The 26,838-nt window shown below is 64.1% G+C and carries 24 protein-coding genes and 1 pseudogene; 9 read left to right on the top strand and 16 right to left on the bottom strand.

The annotated features are described in order from the left end of the window. Positions 1–2: 2 nt before the first annotated feature. Positions 3–547: pseudogene (locus tag ACREYQ_RS24775) on the bottom strand (IS4 family transposase); the annotation flags it as partial. Positions 548–871: 324 nt separating this feature from the next. On the opposite strand from ACREYQ_RS24775, the gene ACREYQ_RS24770 reads away from it, so the two are divergent. The 3 genes from ACREYQ_RS24770 (at position 872) to ACREYQ_RS24760 (ending at position 2,518) form a co-directional block, all read left to right on the top strand. Beyond that, a complete protein-coding gene (locus ACREYQ_RS24770) occupies positions 872–1,492 on the top strand; it encodes an RNA polymerase sigma factor (protein ID WP_432260635.1) in 621 nt (206 codons plus the stop codon). Continuing rightward, positions 1,485–2,162, top strand: coding sequence for an anti-sigma factor family protein (locus tag ACREYQ_RS24765; protein WP_432260634.1), 678 nt, complete (start codon positions 1,485–1,487; stop codon positions 2,160–2,162). The genes ACREYQ_RS24770 and ACREYQ_RS24765 overlap by 8 nt, the downstream gene beginning before the upstream one ends. Before the next feature lie 128 nt (positions 2,163–2,290). Beyond that, positions 2,291–2,518 (top strand): hypothetical protein, encoded by a 228-nt coding sequence (locus ACREYQ_RS24760; RefSeq protein WP_432260633.1) that lies wholly within the window; start codon positions 2,291–2,293, stop codon positions 2,516–2,518. 144 nt (positions 2,519–2,662) lie between these two features. Here ACREYQ_RS24760 and ACREYQ_RS24755 read toward each other — a convergent pair whose 3' ends face one another. Together ACREYQ_RS24755 and ACREYQ_RS24750 are read right to left on the bottom strand one after the other, a co-directional pair. Continuing rightward, a complete protein-coding gene (locus ACREYQ_RS24755) occupies positions 2,663–3,115 on the bottom strand; it encodes a PA2169 family four-helix-bundle protein (protein ID WP_432260632.1) in 453 nt (150 codons plus the stop codon). A gap of 281 nt (positions 3,116–3,396) precedes the next feature. Continuing rightward, positions 3,397–6,126 (bottom strand): UPF0182 family membrane protein, encoded by a 2,730-nt coding sequence (locus tag ACREYQ_RS24750; protein WP_432260631.1) that lies wholly within the window; start codon positions 6,124–6,126, stop codon positions 3,397–3,399. A 618-nt stretch (positions 6,127–6,744) separates the two neighbouring features. On the opposite strand from ACREYQ_RS24750, the gene ACREYQ_RS24745 reads away from it, so the two are divergent. From ACREYQ_RS24745 to ACREYQ_RS24730, 4 genes are all read left to right on the top strand, one after another. Next, positions 6,745–7,200, top strand: coding sequence for a DUF305 domain-containing protein (locus ACREYQ_RS24745; RefSeq protein WP_432260630.1), 456 nt, complete (start codon positions 6,745–6,747; stop codon positions 7,198–7,200). Positions 7,201–7,215: 15 nt separating this feature from the next. Continuing rightward, on the top strand, positions 7,216–8,688 hold the full coding sequence (locus tag ACREYQ_RS24740; RefSeq protein ID WP_432260629.1) for a YncE family protein: 1,473 nt from the start codon (positions 7,216–7,218) through the stop codon (positions 8,686–8,688). 103 nt (positions 8,689–8,791) lie between these two features. After that, the gene (locus ACREYQ_RS24735; RefSeq protein WP_432262649.1) at positions 8,792–9,313 is read left to right on the top strand and encodes a sigma-70 family RNA polymerase sigma factor; all 522 of its coding nucleotides are present in this window, start codon (positions 8,792–8,794) and stop codon (positions 9,311–9,313) included. Further along, positions 9,310–10,107 (top strand): anti-sigma factor family protein, encoded by a 798-nt coding sequence (locus tag ACREYQ_RS24730; RefSeq protein WP_432260628.1) that lies wholly within the window; start codon positions 9,310–9,312, stop codon positions 10,105–10,107. The genes ACREYQ_RS24735 and ACREYQ_RS24730 overlap by 4 nt, the downstream gene beginning before the upstream one ends. A 408-nt stretch (positions 10,108–10,515) precedes the next feature. Here the strand turns inward: ACREYQ_RS24730 and ACREYQ_RS24725 are convergent, their stop codons facing one another. The 3 genes from ACREYQ_RS24725 to ACREYQ_RS24715 form a co-directional block, all read right to left on the bottom strand. Next, complete coding sequence (locus ACREYQ_RS24725) at positions 10,516–11,496, bottom strand: quinone oxidoreductase family protein (protein ID WP_432260627.1); 981 nt, start codon at positions 11,494–11,496, stop codon at positions 10,516–10,518. 568 nt (positions 11,497–12,064) lie between these two features. Further along, positions 12,065–13,057, bottom strand: coding sequence for a Bug family tripartite tricarboxylate transporter substrate binding protein (locus ACREYQ_RS24720; protein WP_432260626.1), 993 nt, complete (start codon positions 13,055–13,057; stop codon positions 12,065–12,067). A gap of 63 nt (positions 13,058–13,120) precedes the next feature. After that, positions 13,121–14,428, bottom strand: a complete 1,308-nt coding sequence (locus tag ACREYQ_RS24715; RefSeq protein WP_432260625.1) for an MFS transporter — start codon at positions 14,426–14,428, stop codon at positions 13,121–13,123. Positions 14,429–14,911: 483 nt separating this feature from the next. Between ACREYQ_RS24715 and ACREYQ_RS24710 the strand changes: the two genes are divergently transcribed. Continuing rightward, entirely contained in the window at positions 14,912–15,907 is a 996-nt protein-coding gene (locus ACREYQ_RS24710; protein ID WP_432260624.1) for a Bug family tripartite tricarboxylate transporter substrate binding protein, read from the top strand. 43 nt (positions 15,908–15,950) lie between these two features. Here ACREYQ_RS24710 and ACREYQ_RS24705 read toward each other — a convergent pair whose 3' ends face one another. Together ACREYQ_RS24705 and ACREYQ_RS24700 are read right to left on the bottom strand one after the other, a co-directional pair. After that, a complete protein-coding gene (locus ACREYQ_RS24705) occupies positions 15,951–16,511 on the bottom strand; it encodes an RBBP9/YdeN family alpha/beta hydrolase (protein ID WP_432260623.1) in 561 nt (186 codons plus the stop codon). Positions 16,512–16,520: 9 nt separating this feature from the next. Continuing rightward, a complete protein-coding gene (locus tag ACREYQ_RS24700; protein WP_432260622.1) occupies positions 16,521–17,432 on the bottom strand; it encodes a TauD/TfdA dioxygenase family protein in 912 nt (303 codons plus the stop codon). A gap of 128 nt (positions 17,433–17,560) precedes the next feature. Between ACREYQ_RS24700 and ACREYQ_RS24695 the strand changes: the two genes are divergently transcribed. Beyond that, the gene (locus tag ACREYQ_RS24695) at positions 17,561–18,601 is read left to right on the top strand and encodes an AraC family transcriptional regulator (protein WP_432260621.1); all 1,041 of its coding nucleotides are present in this window, start codon (positions 17,561–17,563) and stop codon (positions 18,599–18,601) included. Positions 18,602–18,750: 149 nt separating this feature from the next. Here ACREYQ_RS24695 and bluB read toward each other — a convergent pair whose 3' ends face one another. From bluB to cbiD, 8 genes are read right to left on the bottom strand one after another with little or no spacing between them, the layout of a single operon-like run. After that, complete coding sequence (gene bluB / locus ACREYQ_RS24690; RefSeq protein ID WP_432260620.1) at positions 18,751–19,425, bottom strand: 5,6-dimethylbenzimidazole synthase; 675 nt, start codon at positions 19,423–19,425, stop codon at positions 18,751–18,753. Then, positions 19,422–20,723, bottom strand: a complete 1,302-nt coding sequence (locus ACREYQ_RS24685) for a cobyrinate a,c-diamide synthase (protein ID WP_432260619.1) — start codon at positions 20,721–20,723, stop codon at positions 19,422–19,424. The genes bluB and ACREYQ_RS24685 overlap by 4 nt, the downstream gene beginning before the upstream one ends. Before the next feature lie 27 nt (positions 20,724–20,750). Beyond that, positions 20,751–21,863: a CobW family GTP-binding protein gene (locus tag ACREYQ_RS24680; RefSeq protein WP_432260618.1), complete on the bottom strand. Its 1,113-nt coding sequence runs from the start codon at positions 21,861–21,863 to the stop codon at positions 20,751–20,753. After that, complete coding sequence (cobJ, locus tag ACREYQ_RS24675) at positions 21,860–23,401, bottom strand: precorrin-3B C(17)-methyltransferase (protein WP_432260617.1); 1,542 nt, start codon at positions 23,399–23,401, stop codon at positions 21,860–21,862. The genes ACREYQ_RS24680 and cobJ overlap by 4 nt, the downstream gene beginning before the upstream one ends. 7 nt (positions 23,402–23,408) lie before the next feature. Beyond that, a complete protein-coding gene (locus ACREYQ_RS24670; RefSeq protein ID WP_432260616.1) occupies positions 23,409–24,170 on the bottom strand; it encodes a cobalamin biosynthesis protein in 762 nt (253 codons plus the stop codon). Further along, positions 24,167–24,979 (bottom strand): precorrin-4 C(11)-methyltransferase, encoded by an 813-nt coding sequence (cobM, locus tag ACREYQ_RS24665; protein ID WP_432260615.1) that lies wholly within the window; start codon positions 24,977–24,979, stop codon positions 24,167–24,169. Before cobM ends, ACREYQ_RS24670 begins: the two co-directional genes overlap by 4 nt. Beyond that, positions 24,976–25,707, bottom strand: a complete 732-nt coding sequence (cobI, locus tag ACREYQ_RS24660; RefSeq protein ID WP_432260614.1) for a precorrin-2 C(20)-methyltransferase — start codon at positions 25,705–25,707, stop codon at positions 24,976–24,978. The genes cobM and cobI overlap by 4 nt, the downstream gene beginning before the upstream one ends. After that, complete coding sequence (gene cbiD / locus ACREYQ_RS24655) at positions 25,704–26,834, bottom strand: cobalt-precorrin-5B (C(1))-methyltransferase CbiD (protein WP_432260613.1); 1,131 nt, start codon at positions 26,832–26,834, stop codon at positions 25,704–25,706. Before cbiD ends, cobI begins: the two co-directional genes overlap by 4 nt. Positions 26,835–26,838 lie beyond the last annotated feature (4 nt).

The raw sequence follows: 26,838 nt of genomic DNA, 5'->3' as shown, positions 1-26,838 counted from the left end.
AGTCATGACTCTTCCCGCAGTGCTTGAATGGTGAGCGCGGCGTCCATGGTTCGCTGCATGCCGATCCAGATCGTCTTGGCGCCGGGCTCGCCATCGCTCTTGCGCCCAAGAAACCCACCCAGGGAAGCAACCAACCGAATCATCTGATTTAGTGTGACCGGTGTCTTCGGGCGGGTCTTCTTTGCGAGCACGTATGCGCCCCGAGTTTCGGGCCATCCAGACCGGGCAGCCTCATACGTTTTGCGCGTAGTTCCTGGTTGACCTCGCGCGCCTTCTGGCCTGCACGCCCTGGCAAGATAAAGGTGATTTCCCCGAGTACCGGGCTGGCGTCGACGCCAGCCCACAACTTGCCGCCCTCAGCAAGGTTGCGGTTGTGTTGGCTGCGGATCAGCCAGTCGGCCGATTGGCCAAGTTCCTGGGCGCGCGCCATCAACTCGGCAATATCACCCTCGCGGTCCGTCACATACACCAGCCGTGTCCAGGGCAACAGCACGGCCTGCTCCGCAACGCGTTCATATCCTTCAATCCAGCGTACGCTTTCCTTGATCCCGCCGTTACATCCCACGGGGCAGCCCAGCGCACCCAGCGACACGTGGCTGATTCATTCACCACGATCCGCCATCAACTCAGCATCCTATTGATCGGCAGACTCGCCATGTGTCCTTGCTGCCGGAGACCGAACAAATGGCTACTCTTATGACACAGTAAGATTAGGGCCTCGTGCGCCATGGGCTAGCGTTGCGCCCCGCCGTCCTGTATATCGCCTGGCGCCACGGCTCCATTCCCGGAGCGGCCTCCGAAATAAGTCGCGGCGCCGGGAATATATCGCGGTGTCAGGCGGTTCTACAAGGGCCAGGGACAGGAGAGCACCGTGATCGCAACCGACAAGTCGAGCCGCTTCGCGGAAGTGGCGTTGCCGCATCTGGACGCGGCCTATAACCTGGCGCGCTGGCTGAGCGGCAGCGCGAGCGATGCGGACGATATCGTGCAGGACGCCTACTTGCGTGCGTTCAGGTTCTTTGAAGGCTTTCACGGCGACAATGCGCGCGCGTGGCTGCTGGCCATCGTCAGGAACACATGGTTCACCGAATGGCGCAGGCGGAGCGATGCCGCCGATGGCACGCCGTACGACGAAACGCTGCATGGCGACGAGCGATTGCCGGGCTGGATCGACGATATTGGCAGCAATCCCGAAACGCTGGCCGTGCGCCACGATGAGGTGGAACTGATCCACCGCGCACTGGAAAGGTTGCCGGTCGTGTTTCGCGAAGCGCTGGTCCTGCGCGAGCTCGAAGATATGAGCTATCGGGATATTGCCCTGGTTGCCGACATTCCGATCGGCACCGTGATGTCGCGCCTGGCGCGCGCGCGTCAGCTGCTCTGCGCGGCGGTGCGCGCCGAGCAGGCGCGGGCGCACGGCGGCAACGGTGGCAATGGCGGCATCGCGCTGCGCCCGGTGCGCGGTCATTCGACTGGAGCGAATCATGAATGATGATGCGATGGAAAACTCGCTGCACAGCATGCTGCACGACGGATCGCTCTATCACCGCGCGCCGGCGCATCTGTCTGCGCGCGTGCTGGCCGCACTGCCGCGCCAACCGCAGCCCCGCAGGGCCCGCTTCACCTGGCCGGCGCGTTTCTCTGGCGGCGGGCTGGCGTGGGCAGGCGGCGGTCTTGCCGGGGTGGCGGCGTCGGCGCTGGTGTTCGGCGCGCTTGTCCTGGTGCGGCCGCCGCAGACCGAGGCACTGGGCCAGGCCATTGTATCGAGCCACGCGCGCGCGCTGTTGTCGCAGCACCCGATCGATGTGGTATCGACCGACCAGCACACAGTCAAACCGTGGTTCAACGGCCGGCTCGGCTATGCGCCGCCGGTCACCGACCTCGCGGCGCAGGGCTTTCCGCTGGCAGGCGGCCGGGTTGACTATATCGACCGCCGCCCGGTTGGCGTGCTGATCTACCACTACCAGAAGCATCCGATCGATCTGTACGTCCTGCCGGCAACGAACGGTGCCTCGGTGTCGGCAAGCTATTCCATCGACGGATACGCAGTTGCCCGCTGGTACCAGGACGGCATGAACTTCTGGGCCATCACCGATGCGGAGCCCGCGCACCTGCATGCCTTTGTGCAAGCGCTCCGGGCCACGCAAAACGAGCAGGAATAATCCGCGCGCAGCCAGCGTCTTACAGGTGCATGGCGCGCTGGACCAAGCGTCGTGCAGCACCAAGGCACAGCCCCGTAGCGACACGCTCTGTGCCTCGGTCCCTGGACTTACCGCATCTGGAGATTGACATGAAAATCCTGATTCCGCTGGCTGCTGTTGCGCTGGCATCCTTCGCCGCCCAATCCCATGCCTTCGCCGGTCGCGCCGACAGTACCTGCGCCGACTGCAGTACCCACGTTGCCGGGCCTCGCGATCCGTTCACGGACGGCGCAAAGACAGGCAAATTCGATGTCTTCACGGACGGCGAGAAGGTCACGGACCCCCGCGATCCGTTCACCGACGGCTCTCATGCCTGAAAGGCTGCGCCTGTGCGGCCGCCGCACGGTAACTGGTGTCATGGGTTGCCGTGCGGCGTGCTGAACGGTCGCGTTCTGTCACAACATGGCGGGGGGGAGTATGCAAGACTGCCCCCTTTGGCGCGCAAGCTTGCGGCCACGTCCTCAGTGAATCTGCATACCACGCATGGCATGAATCCGCCCATGATGCTGCGTCAACGTCTCATACTGGCGCTGCAGCGCTGCGCTGGCCTCGGGTGGCAGCGGCTTCATCATGACGGACTGATACTCACGCCTGGCGGCATCTTCCTCGTGCTCGCACATTCCCAGCACTGTGTCGTCGTTGTTCGGCGACAGCATGTGGCGGAACGCCATCCAGCCGCGGAACAGCATGCCATTCATGCTGCCCCGGTCAGCTGGCGCGCCACCCATGGCACTGACCAGCGACTGCAATTCCTTTACCGACGCCCGGCAGGAATCCGCGGTGCTGGTCAGAATGTCGCGAATCTGCGCATCGTGCACTTCGCTGGCACCGCTCATGCAGGCCAGTTCGCTGTCCTTGCCAGCCTCGATCAACTGGTTCAGCGCGATGACGGTTTGTTGCTGATTGTCGCCCATGGAATTCTCCCGACATGCATGCCGGCGACGCGCAGCCTGGGCGCAAACCGCCGGGTTCGCCAAAGGAGGAACCGCCACGGCGCAACCGGGTGTGAGGCGGTCGGAGACCCCATCGACATGAATAAGCCGGTTCGCGCCGGGCCCCGTGCCTGCTCGTTCAGAGGCAAGGCGTGATTCCATGATAGGAGATGGCCGAACTCCGGCGGGAAGGCGGCTCATGCCGACGGCTTCACGCTGGAACGGGAGCGCAAGCGGACCATGCGCCACTCTGAACCCTCCGCTCACTTCCGCTCGTCGGCACCCCCGGCCCCGAGTGCCTCAAGCAGTGGCCGCAAGGCATCGAGTTCCGCGCCGAAGCGGCTCCAGTCCCCCGCCTTCAGGCGCTCGATGGCACGGTCATAGTGCCCGAGTGCCTCGCGGGCGCGGGCATTCGCTGCGCCCTGCGCCGGTATCGCCCCCGGGGCGGATTCCTTGAAGAGGGCTGCGAGCGCTGCGCCCAGGGTGTCCTCCATGACGACGCGATCGCCATAGGCGGCGATCACACGCTTGAGTTCGGGCAACTGGCCGGACTCGGCGCGCAGGTAGAGCGGGGAAACATAGAGGATGGAGTGCTCGATGGGCACGACCTGGAGATGGCCGCGGATGACGCGCGAGCCCATCTGGTTCCACAGGGAAATCTGCTGCGAGATCTCGGTGTTCTGCTGGATGCGCGCCTCGATCTGGAACGGCCCGTAGACCAGCTTCTCTTTGGGGAAGGTGTAGGCGACGAGCTTGCCGTAGTTGGGGGAATCGGAGCGCGCCGCCAGCCAGGCAATCATGTTTTCGCGCTGGCTGGGCACCATCGGCAGCATGAGGACGAACTCGGCGCGCGCCTCCCCTGGCAGCCGCAGGATCATGTAGTAGGGCATCATCCGCGCGGCGGGAGCGTTCGCTGCGTTCATGCCCGACACCTGCCGCGGGAACTCCCAGAGGTCCTCGCGGTTGTAGAAGACCTCTGCCACTTCCATGTGGTAGGCGCGGTAGATCTGCGCCTGGATCAGGAACAGGTCTTCAGGGTAGCGGATATGCCGCTGCAGGTCCTGCGGCATGGCTGCCAGCGGCCGGAACATGCCCGGGAAGATGCGCTGGTACACCTGCAGGACCGGATCCGCCGGGTCGCTGTTGTAGAAATCGACCGTACCGTTGTATGCATCGATCACTACCTTGACGGCGTTGCGGATGTAGTTGTCGCCATCGCCGGCGCCGGGCTGCGAATAAGGGAACCAGCGGCTGGTGGTGTAGGCGTCCTGGATCCAGTAGATGCGCCCATCGCTCACGACAGCATAGGGATCACGGTCGAAGATGAGGAACGGGGCAATTGTGCGCACGCGGTCCTGGATGTTGCGATGAAGCAGGATGCGGCTTTCCTGGGTGATGTAGCCGCTCAGCAGGATATTGGGATCGTCGAACTGCCAGGCGAACAGGGCACGGCGCGCCATGCCGCCGATCTCGATGCCGTCGCGCCCGCGGTAGGCGGTATAGACGTTGTCCTTGCCCTTCGGGTAGTCGAACTCGGGCATGCTGCCTTTGACGATGACATAGCCCTTGCCGCCTTCACCGAAGTAGAGGCGCGGCTCCTGGATGACCGGGCCGCCGCTGGAGAGCGGGGGAATGTCATGCAGATAGAGCGTGGGCAGGCCTTCGGCGGACTTCTCGGTGACCGGCGACATCACCACGCCATTGCCATGCGTGAACAAAAGATGCAGGTTCACCCAGGTCTGGGCATTGGCCGGAATCAGCGCTGGCTCCAGTTCCCGCGCCGACAGCATGACTTGCTGGTAGCCTGCGTCGAGGCGGTAGCGGTCGATGTCCGTCGCGAGGAACTTGTAATAGGTCCTGATCTCCTGCAACTGCGCATAGGTATCGCGCAGCGGCTGCAGGTCCCACAGGCGGATGTTGTCGATGGTCGGGCGGTTGGCCTGGAGCGAGGCGAGATTCAGGCTCTGTTCGACCGGAAACGGCCTGGCCTCGATCTGCGTCACGCCATAGGCCTCCCGCGTCAGCGCAATATTGTGTTCGAGATACGGCGTTTCCAGTTGCAGCTCGTTCGGCTTGACATAGAAACGCTGGAACAATGCCGGCCAGATCGTGCCGAGCAGGAATGCGCTGCCGACCACCAGGAGTGCGGCGGCCGCAGGCACCCGAGAGTCCCGCCAGCGCATATTGGACCATGAAGCGGCGGCAGCCGCGGCAGCCAGGCCGAGTTGCAGCCACAGAACCGGCAGCCCGACATGGACATCGGTATAGCTCGCGCCGACCACGACGCCGTTGTCGCCGTAGAGCAGGATGAAGCGGTCGAGCCAGTAGGACCACGCCTGCAGCGCGAAGAACAGGCCGAGCAATGCCGAACCATGGGTCGCAGCCGCCGGTGAAAGCCCGCGCGGGGACTGGATCAGCGCGATATCGCCGCGCAACCCGTAGACCATCCCGGCAATCACTGCGCTGCAACACAGCAGCAGGAGCAGCCAGTTCCTGAGGGCAAGATACGCCGGCAGCGAGAAGAAGTAGAAACCGATGTCCTTGCCGAAGATCGGGTCGGTCTTGCCGAAAGGCACCTGATTGATATAGCGCAGCGCAACGTCCCAGCTCGACAGTTCACCGACCGCCATGAGCAGCCCCACGAGGACGGCTGCGCCGGCAATGGCGGCGCGCCAGGGGAGGCGCGTCGCCATCGAGCCGACCACTTCGCCCAGGACCTCCGGCGTCCAGGCCTGAGCCTGCCTCGCGCAGCGGTGTGCCAGCCAGCCCGATACCCAGAGCGCGCCTGCCGAAACGGCGAACAGGGCAAGGAACAGCAGCGCCTGCGCGGCAAATATCGTGCGGAAAACCCCGGCGTAGCCAACCGAGCCAAACCACAGCCAGTCAACAATGAGGCCGGTGACGCGCCCCGCGACGATCAGCGCGACGACGACGGACGCGACCCAGGCCGCAAGCCGTCTCAGGCGCATGGCATCCTTCCCCCGCGAGCGCATCGATCAGCTCCTTGGCCACACCGTGGTGCGTGACCCGCCTTGACCCGGCCATGGTCTACCGCTGGTCCGCCGCAAGCGCGGCGGAACGGGCTGCCTGTGCATGCGCGATCGCTGCTGCGCAGCAATGCATGGGTTGGGGTCAAATTGTGCAGCCTGAGTAATTGTAGGCGAGACCATCAGGACAAGCCTCGTCCCCCAGATGCTGCCGGCGTGCATGCTGCATGCGCAGCTGACGACTGTCGAGTGACCTGGTGTTCAGGATCGCAGCGATAAGTCCGCGCAAGCTCGCGTCTCTTCGCCGGTCACCTGAACGGCGATCAGGCAAGCAGTGTCTGCGCAGCGATTGCAGCCGCAGCTACGCCAGCCAGCACCCCGGCAGGAAAGCACCATTGGCAATGCTCGCGGACGAGGCGGACAGGGTCTGGATCCCCAATTCATCGATAGGATTTCCTTTTCAAATCAGCTGCTTGGCAATGGCGCGGCCGCCTCCGCCGAGCGTCGGATGTTCCACCCCCTCCAGTCACGAAGAAAATTTCATCCGGCCCGGAATAAGCGCCGACCCCGACTCGTCTACCTTGCAACGGCCCTCGTTTCGGGGCGCTCGACAAAGAGGAAAAAATGACGATCTTGCACCGCTCATGCCGGCTGCGGGCGCTTGCCTGGGGCGCCCTGGCGTTGATGGCGCCACTGTCCATATCGGTCGCCGCCGCAACGCAAGCCGGGTCGGACGAAGCGAAGTTCATGGCCGAGAACGATGCCGCCATGACAAAGATGATGGATGGCATGGCTGTCAAGCCAAGTGGGAACATTGACGAGGATTTCGCGGCCATGATGATCCCGCACCACCAGGGTGCCATCGACATGGCAATGGCTGAGCTTCGCTATGGGAAGAACGAGCAACTCAGACGCATTGCACAGGAAATTGTCGTAGAGCAACTGCAGGAAATCGCTGCGATGCGCCTTGCGCTCGGGCAGCCACTGCCTCCTTCCGAGCCGGCGCCGACTCAGCCGATCAGCGCCGGTCAATCCCTCCCGCAGCCGGTTTCCCACAGCCATTCCGCGCACACGCACTGATTGCAAGGTCCAACCATGAATCGAAACTCGTTCAGAAAAGCCCTGTCCCTCACAGTCCTTCTCGGCGTGGCCGGGCCAGCGTTCGCCGGGCAGGCGCCGGGCGCATTGAGCGCCCCGGATGTGCCCATCAGCCACCGGGACCGCATCTACGCAGCCGAACAATTCTCAAATACGGTTTCCGTCACGGATCCGGCTGACAACAAGCTCCTCGGCGTCATCCGCCTGGGCGACCCCGCGCCGGGCAATTTCAGCCCGCTCTACCGCGGCCAGGTGCTCGTTCATGGCATGGGCTTCTCGCCGGACCATCGGACGCTGGCGGTTGTGTCCATCGGGTCCAACTCGGTTTCCTTCATCGACACGGCCAGCAATGCCGTCAGGCATGTGACTTATGTGGGGCGTTCACCCCACGAGGCGTTCTACACGCCGGACGGCAAGGAAGTCTGGGTAACGGTTCGCGGCGAGAACTACATTTCCGTCATTGACGCCGGGACCTTTGAGGAGAAGACTCGCATCACTGTTGCCGCGGGTCCGGGCATGCAGATCTTCTCGCCGGATGGCAAATACGGCTACATCTGTTCGTCGTTCAACCCGGAAACAGCCGTCGTGACCGTCGCCGATCACAAGATTGTGGGCCGCGTGAAGCAGGAAAGCCCGTTCTGTCCCAGTATCGCTGCCACGCCTGACGGCAAGCAGGTATGGTTCACGCTTAAGGACATCGGCAAGACCCAGGTCTTTGAAGGCCGGCCCCCGTTCCGCCTGATCAAGACCCTGGAAACCGGCCCCATTACCAACCATGTGAATTTTGCGCACACGGCGGCGGGCACGTTTGCCTACATCACGATCGGGGGCCTGAACCAGGTCAAGGTCTTCCGTACCGATGATTTTTCGCAGGTCGCGACCATCCCTGTGGGCAGCCTGCCTCATGGCGTCTGGCCCTCAGGCGACGGGACCCGTGTCTACGTCGGCCTTGAAAATGCGGACAACCTTGCCGTCATTGACACAGCCACCAACAACGTAATTGCCAATATGCCGGTTGGTCAGGCGCCCCAAGCCATTGTTTATGTTCCCAATGCTGTTGCCGAAGGGACAGGGACGCAGGGTCTTCAGGAGTTGGGGGTGGCGGGACAAACCACACAGCTGAAGCTGGTGCAGGTTGCTGATGGCAAGCCAGTCGTCACAGACAACCCGCCAACGAGTGTTACGCTGTTTGATCAGGGCTTGCTCCAGGTGCTGCAGGCGTCCGCTACCGGCCTGCAGCCTAAACAGCCTTATGTGCTTGCGCTAAGCAGCCGGTCAGACGGTAGCGGCACGCTGGAGCCTCTTGCCACCTTCATGACGAACCCGGCGGGCTCGGCCATCGTCAATGCGATCGGCCCCATCCGGCAGATCGTGCAAGGGGGGGCGGGCGCCGAATCGCGCCGTTACCTGGTCATCGCCCCGGCCGGGAACGGCAAGCCCGCGGCGCCCGTCCAGGTGCAGGCGTTGTAATGGAAGGAGCGGCCGCGCGGCAGCCTGCGAAGGTATGACGCGCGGACGCCGTATTGCCACCCGTTGGCTACAGGTACCGGAACAGGACATTGCAGTGAAGGACATGTTGCTCCAGGTCGAGCCGATGATCCCGGCGCTGCGCCGCTATGCGCGCGCACTGTTGCGCGACACGAGCGCCGCCGATGATCTGGTGCAGGACTGCCTGGAGAGAGTCATCACCTACTGGACTACACGCCGCAGCAACGATGACACGCGTAGCTGGGTCTTTGCCATCCTGCACAACCTGGCAATGACCGCATTGCGCAAGCGTGCCGGCACCCAGGGCATGCACGTCGCCATTGACGAGGTTGCCGAATCCCAGATGGTGGCGCGCGCCACGCAGGAGGACGCGCTGCGCTACCGCGACCTCTTGAGCGCCCTCGATGCCCTGCCGGCGGAGCAGCGTAGCGTCCTGTTGCTGGTCTCGGTGGAAGACATGTCGTACGCGGACGCTGCCCGCGTGCTGGAAATCCCCATTGGCACCGTGATGTCGCGCCTGTCGCGCGCGCGGGAAAAACTTCTGAGGATCATGGGCGCCGGTGTGCCAGCGGCAGCCCCTATGCCGGTATTGCGGAGGGTCAAATGAGCGAGAATCGGCCCGTGCAGGAAGAAGATCTGCTGGCCTATGTGGACAACGCCCTGGACGACACACGTCGACGCGAGATCGAAGCCTACATGCGGCTTCATCCGGACGTCGCTCGTCGCATCGAGGGCTATATCGCGCAGCGCGAACAATTGCGCGCGGCGCTTGCCCCGATCGTCCATGAGCCCATCCCGCCGGAGCTGAACCTGTGCCATATGCTCGAGGCTCGCCGCACGCGGTCCGGCGGCCCCTGGCAAATGGCAGCTTCCATCCTGGTCGCGCTCTGCATAGGCGGCATGGGCGGCTGGATCGGGCGCGGCGCAACCGAGCCGGCGCCTGGCGGCATCGCTGCCCTCGCGCGCGAAGCCACGGCCAGTTACCAGGTCTTTGCCGCAGACACTACCCGGCCGGTGGAGATCAGCGCGAATGACAGCGCTGCGCTGGTCAGCTGGGTATCCACGCGCCTGCGGCGTCCGGTCTCCCTGCCGGATCTCAGCAAGGCTGGCTATCACTACATGGGTGGGCGCCTGGTGGCAACCGAGCATGGGCCGGCCGGCCTCTTCATGTATGACGACGGGCACGGGACCCGACTGGCCATGCTGGTGCGCCCCATGCAGGTCGAACGGGACATGCCCATGAAGGCGCACGAACAGGCCGGCGTGGCGGGATACTCATGGGCAGACCAGGGGCTGGGCTACAGCCTGGTCGCCGCCGCTTCCACCAGCGGGCTGCATCCACTGGCCGATGAAATGCGGCGGCAGATTGACCAACAGGCCGCAAAGGCGGCGCCCGCCTGAATGAAGAGCCCCTGGCGGCTGCGGCTATCTGGCAGCCGCCGGCAGGGCTCCTCGTTGCTTTGACCCATCGGAATTAACGGAATCCTGCTTTCGTGCGGGACCGATCCGACCCTCAAGGCAGAACGCCCTTCAGGCCTGGGCTTGAAGGGCGTTCTGCGCTATGCGCGCGGCGCTTATTGATGTTTCCGAAATTCACGACAACGCTTCTTGCTTGTCGTTCCCGCGCAGGCGGGAACCCAGTGACTTCAAAGACGCTGGATTCCCGCCTGCGCGGGAATGACTGTGGTTGTTTTTGCACTGTCGCGAATTAGGGAAAGCTCAATCGTTCTTTGACGTGGCGGCTTGCTCTGCAGCATTCCATTCTGAGTGTGGGCTATTCCGCAGCCACGCTCCCACGAAGGCGAGCGCTCAGATCACGAAAACGGACGAGCCCGTGGTCTTGCGGGCCTCGAGGTCCCGATGTGCCTGCACGGCTTCCTCCAGGGCATAGCGCTGATTGATCCCGATGCGGATGCGGCCCGCCGCCACGTGGCCGAACAGCTCGCCGACCAGTTCCGCCTTCTCGGCCGGATCGGCGATATAGTCGGCCAGGCCCGGGCGGGTCAGGTACAGCGAGCCCTTGCGGGCCAGAATTGCCGGATCGAACCCGGTGACCGGGCCGGAGGCGAAACCCACGCACACCAGCAAGCCGCGGCGCTTGAGGGAGTCCAGCGAGGACATGAAGGTGGCCTTGCCCACGCTGTCGAAGACCACGCTCACGCCCACGCCGTCAGTCAGTTCCCGCACGCGGCTGGCCACATCCTCATGGCTGTAGTTGATCGTGTGATCACAGCCGTGGGCGCGCGCCACCTCGGCCTTGGCATCGGTCGAAACCGTGCCAATCACGGTCAGCCCGAGCAATTTGGCCCACTGCGAAACGATCAGGCCGACACCGCCTGCCGCGGCATGCAGCAGGATGGAGTCGCCCGCCTTGAAGGGGTAGATCCGGCGCATCAGGTAGGCGGCTGACAAGCCCCGCATGGTCATGGCCGCCGCGACTTCGCAACTGATGGCCTCCGGCAGCTTGATCAGCGGTGCGGCAGAAATCAGCCGCTCGGTGCTGTAGGCGCCCAGCGTGTTGATAAAGCCCGTGTAGGTCACACGGTCGCCGACCGCCAGATGGGTCACGCCGGCACCGACGGCCTCGACCACCCCGGCTGCCTCATTGCCGAGGCCGCTGGGCAGCGGAACCTGGTAGGTGCCCCCGCGGAAATAGGTGTCCGCAAAATTCAGGCCCACGGCCACGTGGCGCACGCGGACCTCTCCCGGCCCTGGTTCACCAACGTCAACGTCCTCAAAACGAAGGACCTCGGGGCCGCCCGTTTCGTAAAATTTGACGACTTTCGCCATGCTGCCTCCTGTTCTGTATCAAGTATGACCGTTCATCCGCGGCTTGCCGCTTGAGCGCGCCAACGGGAAAACTATTGATTTTTCAAAATTCACGACAGCCTTTGCTAACCGTCGTCCCCGCGCAGGCGGGGACCCAGTGGCTTTATCCCCGAAAGGGACGTGAAGACGCTGGCTTCCCGCCTGCACGGGAATGACGGTGGCCATTTTTTTGACGTCGCCAAATTGGGGAAGGCTCGATAGAGTGTCCTTCACTACCATTGCATCATCTGGCCTGGCGCCGCTCCCCGCTTTACCTTGCGCGCCTTGAACTTTCCTTTTTATGACAGTGATCCGCTGACGCCTGCCTTAGCCAAATGTGAAAGCTTGCCCATGCCGAACGCAGATTACGCAACCCGATCCGGCACCAGGGGTAAATCAGGTCAAGGTAGAAAACAACCCGCAGCGTTCGGGATGAGGCCGGGGCAGGGCATGTACCCGAAAATTCAGAGCAATTCACGCAATAGTTCCTTCATGGCAGAGCAGGGGCCGTATCCGGATGCAGGATTGAGGTTGCCGCGCGCGGCTCGTGCTATTCATCGACCCTGATTGCAGCGTCGTTGGCGATCTTCGTCCAGACTTGCAGATCGTTCTGGACGATCTCGCCCAACTGTGCGGAGGACTTTACCGGAGGCGGCTCGAAGTTCAGTTTCTTCATCAGGTCCGCGATCTCCGGCAACGCCTGCACCTTGTTGACCTCATCGGCCAGCCGCTTCACGATCGCCGGACTGGTCCCGGCCGGCGCGAACATGCCGAACCATCCCACCGTATTGAACTTGTAGCCCTGCTCGCTCATCGTCTTGACGGTGGCAAGCTGGGGGGATCGCACGTTGCCCACAATCGCAATGCCGCGCACCTTCCCGGATCGCAGGAACGGAACCGCCACGCTGGGATCAGTCCAGCCGATCTTCAGCACCCCCGAAGAAAGTTCGGTAAGCAGTTGACTGGATGTCCGATACGCAACGTGTTCGGTCTTCATGCCGGTCTGTTTTTTCAGCCACTCCATCGTCAGGTTCCCGGACGAGCCGGTGGCCCAGCTGCCATAGCTGTACTTGTCCGGATTCGCCTTCACGAGTGCGATGAGTCCGGGCAAGTCTTGCACCGGAAGATCCGGGCTCACCAGCAGCAACACCCCGCCGACAGCAGTCTGTGCGATCGGAACAAGGCGCTTTCTTGCATCCTGGGAAATGGACTTGATGACGGCCGGCGCAACCACCATGTTGGATGCCGTCGTGTAGAGAATCGTGTAGCCATCCGGCGCCGCCTTGAGAACGGCATTGGTCCCGATCACCCCGCTGCCGCCCGGCCGGTTCTCCACGACCACAGCCTGCTTCAGCGCTTCGGAAAGGCGCTGCGCCATGACCCGCGCCAGCGCGTCGGTTCCCGATCCCGGAGACGACGGCACGATCATCTGAATCGGGCGCGCAGGCCAGGCTTCCTGTGCCTGGGCCGGGCCGGGCGTGCACAAGGCAATGGCTGCCTCGGCGCACAGAGCAACTGCGAACAGCTTCTTCAGTAATGACATTGTCTCCCCCATGTTTTTGGGACTTCTACCCAACCTGCCAAATCTTCTGCCTCACCACCCAGCTCAGCCGCGTCGCGCCTGCGCGGCGTAGCGCCATCTGCCGATGAGGAACACGATGAAAGGCAGAACCGCCGCAAGCGGTAGCCAGCGCAAGGCGACCTGAAGGCCAACTGCGTCTGCCACCATACCGGTGATAAAGGGGCCTGCTGCGAGGCCCAGTATGTTGTTAAACAGCGTTAGCGTCGCAAAAGCCGAGCCATGAATCGCTGGCGGCGTGGCGCCGGCAATGATCGCGCTACATGTGCCGAACGAGCTGGCAAGGAAGAACACCCCGGGCGCAAGCAGCGCGAGTTGCAGATTGCCCGGTGGCAAGCGGAACGCGATCGCCAGCAGAGTGCCAAGCACAAAGCAATAGCCGATGGCCATGTTCCACCGCTTCAGGGACGAATCCCCGCTGATCCGGTCGGTCATCACGCCGCACATGAGTTGACCCAGGCCGCTGACAAGGACAAGGCCGGCAGCCAGTACGGCCGCCTCGCTGACAGGCATGCCCCAGTAGCGATTCAGGTAGCTGGGCAGCCATACGAAAAGCGTGCCTTGAACGAAGATCTGCAGGGCGCAGCCGAGGTAGGCGCAGAAGACGGAACCAGACGGAAACAAGGCAGCAAAGAAAGCACGCGGTGATAGTTTCACGTGCCCGTGTTCCGGATTCCCGTTCGCATGGTCCGGCCGCGCGCGTGCGAGTCTTTCTTCGGTGACCACGAAGTAATAGATGATCACCAGCACAAAGCCAATGATCGCCATCAGGCCCATCGACCAGCGCCAGCCAAAGTGCGTCGCAATGATGCCGGACAGGGAAACACCGAGCACGGACCCGAAAGCAGCAGCAGACGTAAAGCCGCCGGCAACGGTGGACCGCATGTGCCTTGGAAAGACGCTCACGAGCATGGCGAATCCGACGCTTCCGTAAGCGGCCTCGCCGACACCAACGAACAAGCGCGCAACGAACATTTCATGGTAGCTGCCGGCAATGGCACACCCGAGCGTGGCAACACTCCACACCGAAACCATCAGTGCAATGCTTTTGACACGTCCCCAGCGGTCCGCGATGATGGAGAAGGGAAGGGTCAGCACGCCGACCGCCAACGGCACCACGCTGCTGATCGAACCGAGCTGTGTGTCGGAGATCTGCCATTGCAATTTCAGGAGCGGAAACAAGGCATTGATCGCCTGCCGCGACATGTAGTCAGACAGCAGCAGGCAAAACATCAATGCGAATACCACCCACGCGTAGGTGCGGGCACCAGTGGTAGCCACAACCGGCTCGGCCGGCATGGCATTACTCGTATACACGTTCAATTCTGTCTCCATCCAATGACTCCCGGAACTCATGATCAGCAGTTCCGCCTGCTGTCGTGTGACCGGTGTGAAGCAAGGCCGCTACGCCAGGGTCTGCAGTGGTTCCTGCCGGGCATCCGCGTCGCCGGGCGCTTCTTTTGATCATCGCGTGCAAGAGCATTGACGATGCCTCGATAAGCACTTCTCGCATCGGATCATCTAACCTGGCGCTACTTCCCGCTTTACCGTGCACGCCATGGACTTGGCCTTTTGTGACAGCCGCCCGCTGACGCAAGGAGCGCTGGATCTCCTTGAGAGCGTGATCACCCTATCCCGGCAGGGTTTTCCCTCTGTTTGCGCATATTGGCAACAACGTGTCGTGATCGGTCATGCCGGTTGACCCGGTGCGATCCGAGAATGGACAAAGGGTGAATGCGCGGCAACGCTTGCGCATCGGTCCCATCGGCGACAAAGCTCTCCAAACATGCGAAGCGAAGCAATCAAATGAGTACAGACATGAAGAAGCGAACCAATAACCTCTGGTGGCGCAGTTGCGCCCTGGCGATCGGTATGGGTGTCTCCGGCGGGATGCCTATGGCTCAGGCCCAGGAGGCTTGGCCCAGCAAGCCTGTCCGCCTGGTGGTGGGAGGGCCTGCCGGTGGCAGTGCCGACGCGTTGGCGCGGCTGCTGGCGGAAGGCCTGCAGAAGAAGCTGGGCAAGCCGGTTATCGTAGAGAACAAGCCTGGTGCCGCCGGCGCGCTGGCGATCAGCGATTTGCAATCCAACGGCAAGGATGGCCATACCCTGGTGGTCATCCAGGGCGGCGTCGTGAGCGAAGCGCCGTTGGCCTACAAGGTCCATTACAAGCCCTTTGCGGACCTGAAGCCCCTGGCCCAGATCAGCCGCACGGGGTTGGTGCTGGTTGCCAACAAGGACGTGCCGGTCTCCAACCTGAAGCAGTTGGTGGACTACGGCAAATCGCAGAAGGACGGACTTGTATTCGCCTCTTACGCAGCGGGATTGAAGGGCCACACCTCGGGCATACTGCTCGGGCAACTCACGCATGTGCCAATGCGCCATGTGGGCTACAAAGGCTCTCCCCCGGCATTGAACGACCTGATGGGCGGCCATGTGCCCCTGATGTTCGATGGGGTGACGACCTCCTTGCCGCTGATCAGGGCGGGCAAGATCAAGGCGATTGCGTTGAACTATCCGACGCGGATTGCCGCATTGCCGGATGTGCCGACGTTCAAGGAACTCGGCTACCCGCAGCTGGCGCAAGCAGGCTGGTTCGCCGTGTGGTCGCGCCCGGATGTCCCTCCGGCAGTCCAGCAAAAGATCCGCGAGGTGACGCTGGCGTACTTCAGGCAACCGGCAGTGCAGAACCACATCAAGGACATGGGCATGGAAGAGGGGGGTGCCGCCACCTCGGAAGAGTTGATGGCGGACCTGAAGCAGGCATACCAGCAACAGTCCGCGCTGCTGAAGTCCATTAACTACCAGCCAGATTAATCGGGCAGTCACCCGGCCGGGCAACTGGCCGGGTGGCTACCGTTCACGAGAGTTCGCGAATGAACGCTTCGGCCTGCGGCCACTCGCCATAGCCTGAAGCGGGATTCAAATGCCCGACTTCGCCGAGTTCGACGAAGCGGCTTCCCCACGCCTGTGCCAGCTCGCGGGCGCGATCGAGACGCGTCAGAGGATCATTGCTGCTTGCCGCAACAATGCTCGGAAACGGCAATATTCCGCGAGGGATCGGCAGCCAACCGTGGTCGCTCAGTGTGTCGGTGGTCGGGTAGCCTGCCGGCATCGGCGTCTCGAGGTCCGCGGGCGCTGAAAGCAGTGCGCCGAGGATCTCGCGGGTCGCGCCCCGGGCCGCCCAGTGGGCGACCATCATCGCCCCCGCGCTGTGCGCCACAATGATCACCGGCCCGGCGATGGTGGCCAGGGCGCGATCGATTGCGTCGACGCGGGCAGCGCAACTCAGCTTGTCCTGCTCAAGCGGGGCGACGCTGACTACGCGAGGCAGCTTCGCCGCCAGCAGGGTCTGCCAGTGTTCCGGCACATGGTCACGCAGGCCAGGGACGATGAGAACGGTTGGTGCCGCAGAGGTCATATCGATCTTTCAGTAAGGCGCGTCACCGATGATGGCGGTACGCTCCATCTTGCGGTGGCACGGGGGGTAATCCATCACTGCGTAGTGCTGGGTTGAACGGTTGTCCCAGAACGCAACGCTGTTCTTCTTCCAGCGAAAACGCAGCTGGTATTCGGGGATGGTCGCCTGGCTGACCAGGTAGCTGAGCAGATTGCTGGAACCCGGCGCCTTGTCGATGCCGAAGCGCACGTTGGCCGGCACGTTGTAATTGGTGAAGTGCGTCGTAAAGCTTCCGTTGACGAATAGCGCTTTCTCTCCGGTTTCGGGATGGGTGCGCACAACCGGGTGCTCGGCGTCCGGGAACTGAGCCTTCAGTGCAAGACGCTTCTCGATCGGCATGGCGGCGCCGAAGCTCGCCTCGATGCTGTGGCGCGCGCGCAATGAGGCGATCTTTGTCTTGATATCCTCGGGCAACTGGTTATAAGCCTCGACCATATTGACCCACATCGTGTCGCCGCCCACGGGCGGGCATTCGATGCAGCGCAGCACGCAGCCCAGCGGAGGCTTTTCGCGCCAGGTGGCATCGGTATGCCAGGAATTTTCGTTGCGATCGGGGGGGCTGTCCGGGGTTTTGTAGATCTGAACCAGTCCGGGGTAATCGGGATGGCTTCCCACCACCGGATGGTCCTCCAGTTCGCCGAAGTAGCGCGCAAAGGCTACGTGCTGCGCGCGCGTGATGTCCTGGTCGCGAAAGAACAGCACGCGATGCTTCAAGAGCAGGGCCCGGATTTCTGCCATCAGCTGCTCGTCCTCGGCAGCCGCGCCCAGATTGACGTTGCCGAGCTCCGCACCGATGGTGCAGGTAACTGGCTCGACCCGGATCGAGTTGCCCAGAGAGGTGGCGCGGACCACTGCGGGTGCCGCTTTGAGGCGTTGCGTCATGAATGTTGTCTCCGATTTTTCGATGCGGCCGATCGATCATTGCGAGTGTGGAGGTCGGGGGTTTCTCCCGCTTGACAGTACATGACAGGTATTTATCATTCCACGTCAACGTTCGATTCCGTCCCCAAATGTCGTCACTTGTCCGCGCCGCGGCCCTCACCAACTACAGCGAGGTCGCTCGTGCAGCCGGACTGGACCCGGTGCGGATGCTTCTTGATGCGGGCTTAAGTCCGAGCATACTGCGCGAGCCGGACCTGATGATTCCGGTGGAGCGTGTCGGCCGACTGCTCCAGGCGTCCGCGAGCATGTCAGGCAATGAGAGTTTCGGGCTGTGCATGGCCGAATCGCGCCTGCTGTCCAATCTTGGGGCGGTGGGCTTGCTGATCCGCGACCAGGCGACGCTGCGCGACTCGCTCCACATGCTGATGCGCTACCAGGCGTTGCTCAACGGGGCGCTGTCACTGGCGGTCGAGGAATGCGGCGAACTGGTCATTATTCGCGAGGCGGTCATGGCTGGCAGCGCGCATCAGCCCACGCGCCAAAGGGTTGAACTGGCGCTGGGGGTGATGGTGCGCCTGATACGTCAACTCCTCAAGCCCGACTGGGAGCCGCGGCGCGTATGCTTCGAGCACCCGGCGCCGCGCGACCTGAGTACGCACCTGCGGTTCTTTGGCCCGCGCGTCGAGTTCGACTACGACTTCAACTGCATCATCTGCGCGAAGTCCGATCTCGATGCACGCAACCCGTTTGCGGATCCGGCCATGGTGCGCTACACACAGCAGCTGATCGACGCATCTGCCATGTCGCAGCAAGCGACAATGCTTGAAGACGTGCGGCGCATCATTGTGCTGCTGTTGCCCAGCGGGCGCTGCAGCATCGAGCAGGTGGCCGAGCACCTGGGCGTGGTATGCCGTACGGTCCAGCGCCGGCTGGCGGAAGAAGGACAGAGCTTCTCGTCGATCGTGAACGACATCCGCACGGAACTCGCCGTGCGTCATGTCATCGAGAGCGATCGTCCGTTGACCGAAGTGGCGACGCTACTCGGATTTTCCGCGCCGAGCGGTTTCTCGCGCTGGTATCACGCGCAATTTGGTTGCAGCCCCAAGGAAAGCCGGGCGACGCGCGGCGTGCGCCAACCGACTGCGCCTCCGCGGGCGGGCGGAGCATAACGCTGTTACGGAAATCGTCGTGATGACGACTTGTGTGCGGCCTTGGGCCACCCGGTTCCTTTGCGGAACGTGTTGAGAGCGGTCAGTATTCTCCGGACCGCGTGTGTGGCCCGGCAGGCTTGCATGCCAATCAAGCTCAATCCTCTCAATTAGCGCGAGCGGTTGGAGTCCGCAGGGCTGTTGTGGGCCCAGCCATTCTCGAACACCAGTTCGTTCAGTGATTGCCGTGCGGCCCAGCCTTCCTGTTCCAGCATCGGTTTCTCGTAGAAGCTGTCAACCTGGCCGAGGCACAGCACAGCCACCGGCCTGGCACCTGGCGGCAGGCGCAGCAGCTGACCAAGCTGTTCGGGGTCGAACAAAGAAACCCAGCCCATGCCGATCCCTTCCGCGCGCGCGGCAAGCCAGAGGTTCTGGATGGCGCAGGCCACCGAAGCGAGATCCATGTCGGGCATGGTTCGCCGGCCAAAGATATGGTGCTCGCGTCCGTCCATCAGGGCTGCCACCAGTACTTCGCCGCAATCCAGGATCCCTTCCACCTTGAGTCGCATGAACTCGTCCTGCCGCTTGCCCAATGCCACGGCGGTACGCCGGCGTTCAGCATCGACCAGCGCGTGCAGTTGCGCTCTCAGGCTCCGGTCGGTGATGCGGATGAAGCGCCAGGGTTGCATGAAGCCGACGCTTGGGCCGAGATGCGCAGCCTGCAACAAGCGCTCCAGCACCGCGGGGTCGAGCGGGTCCGGCCGGAAGTGGCGCATATCGCGGCGCTCGCGGATAACGCGATAGACAGCCGCAATTTCGCTGTCGCTGTAACGAGACGGGTTCATGGCTTGAATAGCCTGGCGGTGGCGCCGGGGTTGGAGGGGAAGTAGCAATGCAGATAGCTTGCCACAATGCTGCCGTGGCGATAGACCGCTTCGCCCCTGGCCGTGCCACTGGCGCGGCGGGCATGGGTATGAGGAGCAAGCGAAGTCTGCAGGCTCGAATAGTGGAAGGTGTGGCCGCGCAGCGTTTCGCCCTCGAGTTCGACCGACTGCAGGCCCAGCCCGGCAAGCCGGCCTTGCAGCGTGGCGCGCCCGGGCAGGAGCCCGAGCAGCGGGGCAGTCGCGCCAGCGAGGTCGGTGAGCGAGTCCAGCAGGTAAAGCATGCCGCCGCACTCGGCAAAGAGAGGCCTGCTGGCGGCAACGTGTGCGTGCAGCGTCGCCTTGGTTACGCCGCTTGCGCTGAGCGTGTCGAGATGCAGTTCCGGGTAGCCGCCGGGCAGGTAGACCGCGTCAGCGACCGGCAGCGGATCATTGGCCAGCGGCGAGAAGAACGCAATATCGGCCCCCAACGCAATGAGCAGTTCCAGATTGGCCGGGTAAATGAAGGAGAAGGCCTGGTCCCGGGCCACGGCGATCCTGGTGTCGGCCAGCAGCCGCGGTATGGGTGCCTGCGTCGCAGGTGCGAATACGACCGGCGGCGGCAGGTCGGTCAGCGCCGTCACAGCGATGCGCGCCGCAGCCGTTTCGATGCGCTGCTCCAGGTCGCCGATCTCCTGCGCCTGGACCAGGCCAAGATGACGCTCGGGCAGCGTCATTGCCTCGTCACGCATGACGGTCCCGACGCAGCGCAGCGACGACGGCAGCAGCTCACACAGCAATTCCGCGTGGCGGGTACTGGCGACACCGTTGGCGACGACGCCATAAAACGCCAGGCCTGGCCGGAAGGTCGACAGCCCTTGTGCCACCGCGGCGAAGGTCTGTGCCATGCCGCTTGCGTCAATGACGGCCAGCACCGGTACGCCGAAAGCGGCGGCGAGGTCGGCACTCGACGGCGTGCCGTCGAACAGCCCCATGCTGCCCTCGATCAGGATCAGGTCCGCGTCGGCAGCGGCATCGTGCAGCCGCCGGCGACAGTCGGCTGCGCCGGTCATCCACAGGTCGAGCGAGTACACCGGGTTGCCCGATGCGCGTTCGAGGATGCAGGGGTCGAGAAAGTCCGGCCCCGTCTTGAATACGCGAACGGTGCGTCCCTGGTTACGATGATGGCGCGCGAGGCCGGCCGTCAGTGTGGTCTTGCCCTGGTGCGAGGCCGGCGCAGTCAGAAACAGCGCGGGGCACGAGCGGGTCTTGGCTTGCTGCATGATGGATTCCTTCCCTTGGTCTTCCACTCAGCGCCAGGTCGTTCCCGTCAACCGGCTTAACTGCTCGATAACGCGCGTGCGGCTCGGGTGGTAGCCGATGAAGACGAGTTGTGCGTGCCGTGCCCGTGCGGCGTCGGCTTCGTGCCGCAGTTCGATCCGGCTGCGTACGCCCTGCACGAGCAGCCGGCCGTTGCCGTTGCGCGGCGGCGCGAAACCTTTGATGCGCAGGAGCGGTTCATTGCGTGCGATGGCGGCAATGGCTTGGCGCAGCGACTCCGGGTCCTGGGCGTCCTGGCTGCGAAGCATGAACGACAGCCAGCCCGGATCCTGCTCGTGGAAATGCTTGTGCGTAGCGAGGCCATGGCTGTGCGCACCCAGGCTGCCGTGGCTGTGGCCGTCGAACAGGCGCTGGTTTGCGAGCGGGCGCATCTTCAGCCCCGGCATGCTCGCCACGGGGCCGTAGTGACGGTGCTCGGTATTGGCCGGCTCGTGCAGATGCAGTCCCAGCGTCAGACGGGTGTCGAGCTTCGCCTTGTAGGCGAGCTCGATGAAACGGACCGAGGGCGCGAGTTCGCGCACGCGCGCTTCCGCCTGCAGCATGGCCGCGTCGCCAAGGGCATCGATCTTGTTCAATACCACGATATCGGCATTGGCCAGTTGCTGCTCGAACAGGCTGGCCACCGATTTTCCGATTGCCTGGTCCTCGCTGGCAGTAGCCTGGCCGAAGCCGCCCGACAGCAGGAGCGGAGTGTCGACGACAGCCAGCGTGGCATCGAGAACAAAACACGGCGCGAGCGCCTCACCCTGGAGTTGCTCCATCACCGCACTCGGCAGCGCAAGGCCGGAGGTCTCGATCAGTACGTGGTCGATCAGGGCGCGGCGCTGCCATAGCGCCAGCATGGTGGGCAGAAAGTCCTCGTCGTCGTCATAGGCCACCAGGCCATTGGCCAGGTCGTGGATTTCGACTTCGCCACCCTCTGCGCGCAGCAGCGCGCCGTCGATCGAGACTTCGCCGAATTCGTTGACCAGGATTGCCAGGCGGCGCTGCCTGCAATCACGCATCAGGTTCGACAGCAGCGTGGTCTTGCCGGCGCCGAGAAAGCCGGTGATGACAGTGACGGGAATGCGCGGCAGGCTCATGCTGGCAACCTCGGCAATGCGCCCAGCACCGCGGCAAAGTCGGTGGCCTGGGCCGGATAGTCGATGCAGGGACGATCGATGACGATCAGCGGAATGCCGAGTGCCGCGGCGGCGGCGGCTTTCGCGCGGTAGCCGCCGGCGTCGCCCGAATCCTTGGTGACGACGCAGTCGATCTCCCACTCGCGCCACAGCGTCTCGTTGGCCATCTGGGAGAAGGGCCCCTGCATGGCCACGAGGTGCGCGCGCGGGATGCCGGCGCCGATCGCGCGCTGCAGGTGCTGCGGGTCCGGCGCAAGACGCACGAACCACTGGTGCGCTGCGGCACCTTCGGCCTGGACAAAGCTCGCGAGGTCCTTGGAGCCGGTGGCGAGGAAGATACGCTTTCCAAGCCGCATGGCCAGCTGCGCGGCCTCTTCCATCGATGCCACGTGCGGTGCGGGCTGCTGGCCCGTGGCACGCGGACGTTCATAGCGCAGGTAGGGCAGGGCGAGCTCCCGGGCGAGCGCAATCAGCTGCAGCGATATCCCGGTGGCGTAAGGATGGGTCGCATCGACGATGGCGCACGCGCGGCTCTCGCGCAGCAGTTCGCGCCGGCGCTCGATGCCGAGGCGGCCGGCGATCACCGCGGCACCGGGGCAGGTTTTGCCGACCTGCTCGGCCCCGTATTCGCTGGCACTCGAGACGACGATGGCGTGGCCCGCCGCGGCGATCTCCCGTGCCAGGGCATTGCCGTCACTGGTGCCGGAGAACACCCAGACCGCCCTGGCGGGCAGACCGGCGGCGGTAACGGTGTCCGGCGCGTCTTCCCAGTTGCCATAGCCGCGCGGGGTATAGATCCAGCCGCGCTTGCGTCTGGTGAAACGGTTGCCGATCACGAGGGTGGTCAGCATGTCGAAGCGGCGCGCGCGCAGCTCGGCCAGCGTCATGATTTCCACGGCCTGGTTTTCGCGGTAGGCGTTGCGCACGACGCCGCACAAGGTCTCGGGGCGCTTGTGCTCGAGCATGATGTCGAGAATCCGGTAGACGCCCTCCTGACGCTGCCTGCTCTGCACGTTGTAGAAAACGGCGGCAAGGTCAGCCTGGGCGATGTGGCGCGCACGTGTTTCGATCCACTCCCATGGGCAGAGCAGGTCGGACAAGCTCAGCGTGGCGAAGTCGTGCGACAGCGGCGAGCCGAGCAAGGACGCACAGGCGTTGGCCGAGGTGATGCCGGGGATCAGCTGCACATCGTATCGGTCGTCTTCCGCCATGTCCTCGAATGCGAGCGCGGCCATGGCATAGATGCCGATATCTCCGCTGGAGATCAGCGCCACGGTCTTGCCTGCGCGGGCCTGCTCGATGGCAAGCTGCGCGCGGTCGCGCTCCTGTGTCAGCGGCAGCGTGCGGATATCCTTGCCTGCAATCCAGGGTTGGATCCAGGTCAGGTAGAGATCGTAAGCCACGATCACCTCGCTGGCTTCGAGCGCGGCTTTCACCATCGGCGGGATCAGCTCGCGAGTGCCCGGGCCGACGGAGACCAGGTAGAGTTTGCCGGTCATGGTTGGGTCAGTCCTGTTCAAGTTGGGTCATCCTGTCTTCGACGACCGCAACGGTGACGCCGTCGAGAGCGGTCTTGGGGACGATCAGTTGCCCGCGCGGGCTGGCGATGAGGGCGCACGGTTCGCACACGCCGTCGACGCCGACCTGCTGCTGCACCCAGGCAGACGGCTGGCCCAGCCATGCACGGGCGGCGATGTCGGCGCGCGCAATCACGCGCAACGGCAACTGATGGCGCGTGCAGAATTCCAGCAGCCCCGCCTCGTCGGCCTTGAGGTCGATCGTCGCGATCTCGCGCACTTCGGCCAAAGTGCGATGGCCCAGCGCACTGGTCACCGCCTGCTCGATCGCGTCAGCCGTTTTGCCACGCCGGCAGCCAATGCCAAGCGTCAATGGCCGGAGCGCTTCCGTCGCCGTGGTGACGGCCGGCGTGGCGCCGGTAAGCCTGGCGACGGCATAGGCGAGCGCATTGGCGCCACCCTCGTGTCCACTCAATAGCGGTATGGCGAAGCGCGCCGCTTCGTCGAGCACCACGACGGCGGGATCCTGGTGCTTGCTCTCCGGCAAGCCGTCAAGGTAGCGCGCGGCAATACCGGCTGCCGTCACCATGACCCACTGCCGGTGCAGCCGGAACTGGCGGCGGAACAGCTCGCGCGGGGTCTCGCCTGCATTCAGCCACGGCTGGTACAAGTCCGCGTCGAGCCCGGCGGCCAGCCTGTGCCCAAGTGGCAGCGCGTCGCGGCGTGTCAGCCAGACTGCGATCGGCTTCATGCGGCGTCCTTCGCGGCCGCGCCCTTGCGTGGGCGCCGCCGTGTCTTGCGGTCGCTGCCATCGCGGAAGATGTGGGTGAAGTCGGCCGCATAGAGGCTGGATTCCACGCCACCTTCGCACGACAGCGCGTGACCGACCAGCAGCAGCGTGGTGAGCAGCCAGTCCTTGTTCTGCACCTCGCCCATCAGCGCCCCCAGTGTGCTGCGATGAATCGCCTGGTCTGGCCAGCTTGCGCGGCGCACCAGTGCCACCGGCGTGTCGGCAGGGTAGTGCACCAGCAGGTCGGCCACGGTCTGCTTCAGGCGCTGGCCGGACAGGAAGATGCACATGGTTGCCTGGTGTTCGGCGAAGCGCAGGATCGATTCGAGTTCCGGCACCGCCGAGGCGCGGCCCGACACCCGGGTCAGGATGACCGACTGCGACACCTGCGGCCGGGTGAGCTCGCTACCGAGCGCGGCGGCGGCGGCGGTGAACGACGACACGCCGGGTATGATTTCGTAGGCGATGCCGAGCTTCTCCAGCCGGCGCATCTGCTCCGCGGTGGCGCCGTAGATGGACGGGTCGCCGGAATGGAGCCGAGCCACGTCCTTGCCCTCAAGCTGCGCGCGGCGATAAAGCGCTTCCTGCTCATCGAGCGACAACTCGGCGGTATCGAACGTTTCGGCTTCCGGCCGGCAGTGCCGCAGCATTTCGGTCGGCACCAGCGAGCCCGCATACAGCACCATCGGCACGCTGCCGAGGATGCGGCTGCCACGCAGCGTGATCAGGTCGGCGGCGCCGGGGCCGGCGCCGATGAAATAGACTTTCATGGGTGACGTTTCTCCCTGGCGGTGCGGCGGATCAGCATCGTTGCGAGGTAGCCGCTCGCGTCGGCGTCCAATTGCGACACATCCAGGCATAGCAGCTCGCCGGGCAGGCCGATGCGGCGCGCAAAAGCGCAGTGCCCGGCGATGCCCAGCTCGTTCAGAAGTTGCAACACTGCGGGCAGGCGTGCGCCGATCTTCATCAGCACCACGATGTCGTGGTCCTCGATGTCAGCGCGCAGGGTGGCCATGTCATCGGGGCAGGGCAGTATCAGGATCCGTTCCTTGCCCTCGCCCAGCGGCCATGACAGTGCCGACGCGGTCGCGGCAAAGCTGGTAACGCCCGGGAACGTGGTGTGGTGCAAACCGGGCAGCTTGTCGCGCAAGGCCGCGAGCAGGTAGCCGTAGGTCGAATACGTCATCGAGTCGCCGATGGTCAGGTAGGCGACATTGCGCCCCTGGCGTAATTCGGTGGCGACCGCTTCCGCCAGCTCGCCATAATGTTCCGAGAGCACGCTGCGGTCCGGGTCCATCTGGAACGCGATCTCGCGGAACTTCGCTTCCGGAATCGCAAGCCCGGCCAGGCACTGGCGCGCGACCGAGGTCTCGCTGCTGCGCGCTCGCGGCAAGTAGATGAGATCGGCGTCGCGCAATGCAGCCAGTGCCGCGACCGGGATCAGCCCTGCCGGACCCGGGCCGACGCCGATGCCGACGAAACGGCCGGGGGCGCTCACGCGGCCTCTCCCAGCGGTGTGCCGTCCATGGCGAACAGGCGCACCGCCACGCGGTCGACGCTGGGCACCCTGGGCTGCATCAATGCGGCGAGCCGCCGTTCTATGTCGGTCCAGAACGCCTGGGCGCCCGCTTTGTTGCGCAAGATCTCTACGATATTTTCCACAGTGTTGGCTTTCTCTATCAGTTCGACAAGCCCGCTGGCGAAGCCGAGTTCAGCAGCGACGGCAGCGACGGAGTTCATCGCCATGCCGCTCTTGCTCGAGTGCGTATCCCACACGCCATCGAGCAGCTTGGCCAGCTTGCCGGGGTGCCCGAGCACCCATAGCGTTCCCAGGCGCGCTTGCACTTCTTCCAGCGCCTGCTGCGTGTAGTCGAGGGAAGTGCCGACGAAGTTGGCGATCTGCACCACCTGCTTCTTGGGCAATGCCAGCGTGTCCGCGGCAAATCCCCGGCCGATCTTGCCGGGGGTGAAGGCGATCGCATCCGGCTGCTCGCCCAGCGCAACGCGGATGTATACCTCGATCGACGCCATCCATGCCGCAAGTGACATGGGTTCGACGATGCCGCTGGTACCGAGGATCGAGATGCCTCCCACGATCCCGAGCACCGGGTTGAAGGTGCGCCTCGCGATCTTCTCGCCATCGATGCAGCCGATGGCGAGATCGAATCCCGGGTTGGCGGAACCGTTCAATACCTCGTCGACCGCCATCTGCATCATTTGCCGCGGCACCGGGTTGATCGCCGCTTCCCCCGGCGGCACGCGCAGGCCAGGCTGCGTGACGGTGCCCACGCCCTCTGCCGCAAGAAAGCTGACCTCGCCGCGGTGATTGACCGTCACCTCGGCGAAGATCGTCGCCCCGTCGGTACTGTCCGGGTCGTCGCCGCCATATTTTTTCACCTCGGCTCGCACCGCGCCGTTTGCCAGCCGTTCCACTTTCTCAACGGGTACCTCGAGGTAATAGTCCGGATCCGGCAGGCTGACCTCGACTTCGCCGGCCACCTCGCCACGCAGCAGCAACAGCAGTGCGGCCTTCACCGCGGCGGTGGCGCAACTGCCTGTCGTGCGGCCACGGCGCAGGCCATTGGGCGCCGGCGTGGCAAGATCGAAGGGGCGGCGGAGCGGCACGCTT

The organism is Cupriavidus sp. TMH.W2 (assembly GCF_050847365.1).
Lineage (GTDB): Bacteria > Pseudomonadota > Gammaproteobacteria > Burkholderiales > Burkholderiaceae > Cupriavidus.
The sequence above is the reverse complement of the archived record's forward strand: the minus strand, read 5'-3'. Positions and strand labels throughout refer to the sequence as shown.

Excerpts from the sequence above, each read along its gene's own strand:
- ACREYQ_RS24765 (WP_432260634.1), top strand. The coding sequence starts at position 1,485 with ATGAATGATGATGCGATGGAAAACTCGCTGCACAGCATGCTGCACGAC.
- ACREYQ_RS24760 (WP_432260633.1), top strand. The coding sequence starts at position 2,291 with ATGAAAATCCTGATTCCGCTGGCTGCTGTTGCGCTGGCATCCTTCGCC.
- ACREYQ_RS24755 (WP_432260632.1), bottom strand. The coding sequence starts at position 3,115 with ATGGGCGACAATCAGCAACAAACCGTCATCGCGCTGAACCAGTTGATC.
- ACREYQ_RS24750 (WP_432260631.1), bottom strand. The coding sequence starts at position 6,126 with ATGCGCTCGCGGGGGAAGGATGCCATGCGCCTGAGACGGCTTGCGGCC.
- ACREYQ_RS24745 (WP_432260630.1), top strand. The coding sequence starts at position 6,745 with ATGACGATCTTGCACCGCTCATGCCGGCTGCGGGCGCTTGCCTGGGGC.
- ACREYQ_RS24740 (WP_432260629.1), top strand. The coding sequence starts at position 7,216 with ATGAATCGAAACTCGTTCAGAAAAGCCCTGTCCCTCACAGTCCTTCTC.
- ACREYQ_RS24735 (WP_432262649.1), top strand. The coding sequence starts at position 8,792 with ATGTTGCTCCAGGTCGAGCCGATGATCCCGGCGCTGCGCCGCTATGCG.
- ACREYQ_RS24730 (WP_432260628.1), top strand. The coding sequence starts at position 9,310 with ATGAGCGAGAATCGGCCCGTGCAGGAAGAAGATCTGCTGGCCTATGTG.
- ACREYQ_RS24725 (WP_432260627.1), bottom strand. The coding sequence starts at position 11,496 with ATGGCGAAAGTCGTCAAATTTTACGAAACGGGCGGCCCCGAGGTCCTT.
- ACREYQ_RS24720 (WP_432260626.1), bottom strand. The coding sequence starts at position 13,057 with ATGTCATTACTGAAGAAGCTGTTCGCAGTTGCTCTGTGCGCCGAGGCA.
- ACREYQ_RS24715 (WP_432260625.1), bottom strand. The coding sequence starts at position 14,428 with ATGGAGACAGAATTGAACGTGTATACGAGTAATGCCATGCCGGCCGAG.
- ACREYQ_RS24710 (WP_432260624.1), top strand. The coding sequence starts at position 14,912 with ATGAAGAAGCGAACCAATAACCTCTGGTGGCGCAGTTGCGCCCTGGCG.
- ACREYQ_RS24705 (WP_432260623.1), bottom strand. The coding sequence starts at position 16,511 with ATGACCTCTGCGGCACCAACCGTTCTCATCGTCCCTGGCCTGCGTGAC.
- ACREYQ_RS24700 (WP_432260622.1), bottom strand. The coding sequence starts at position 17,432 with ATGACGCAACGCCTCAAAGCGGCACCCGCAGTGGTCCGCGCCACCTCT.
- ACREYQ_RS24695 (WP_432260621.1), top strand. The coding sequence starts at position 17,561 with ATGTCGTCACTTGTCCGCGCCGCGGCCCTCACCAACTACAGCGAGGTC.
- bluB (WP_432260620.1), bottom strand. The coding sequence starts at position 19,425 with ATGAACCCGTCTCGTTACAGCGACAGCGAAATTGCGGCTGTCTATCGC.
- ACREYQ_RS24685 (WP_432260619.1), bottom strand. The coding sequence starts at position 20,723 with ATGCAGCAAGCCAAGACCCGCTCGTGCCCCGCGCTGTTTCTGACTGCG.
- ACREYQ_RS24680 (WP_432260618.1), bottom strand. The coding sequence starts at position 21,863 with ATGAGCCTGCCGCGCATTCCCGTCACTGTCATCACCGGCTTTCTCGGC.
- cobJ (WP_432260617.1), bottom strand. The coding sequence starts at position 23,401 with ATGACCGGCAAACTCTACCTGGTCTCCGTCGGCCCGGGCACTCGCGAG.
- ACREYQ_RS24670 (WP_432260616.1), bottom strand. The coding sequence starts at position 24,170 with ATGAAGCCGATCGCAGTCTGGCTGACACGCCGCGACGCGCTGCCACTT.
- cobM (WP_432260615.1), bottom strand. The coding sequence starts at position 24,979 with ATGAAAGTCTATTTCATCGGCGCCGGCCCCGGCGCCGCCGACCTGATC.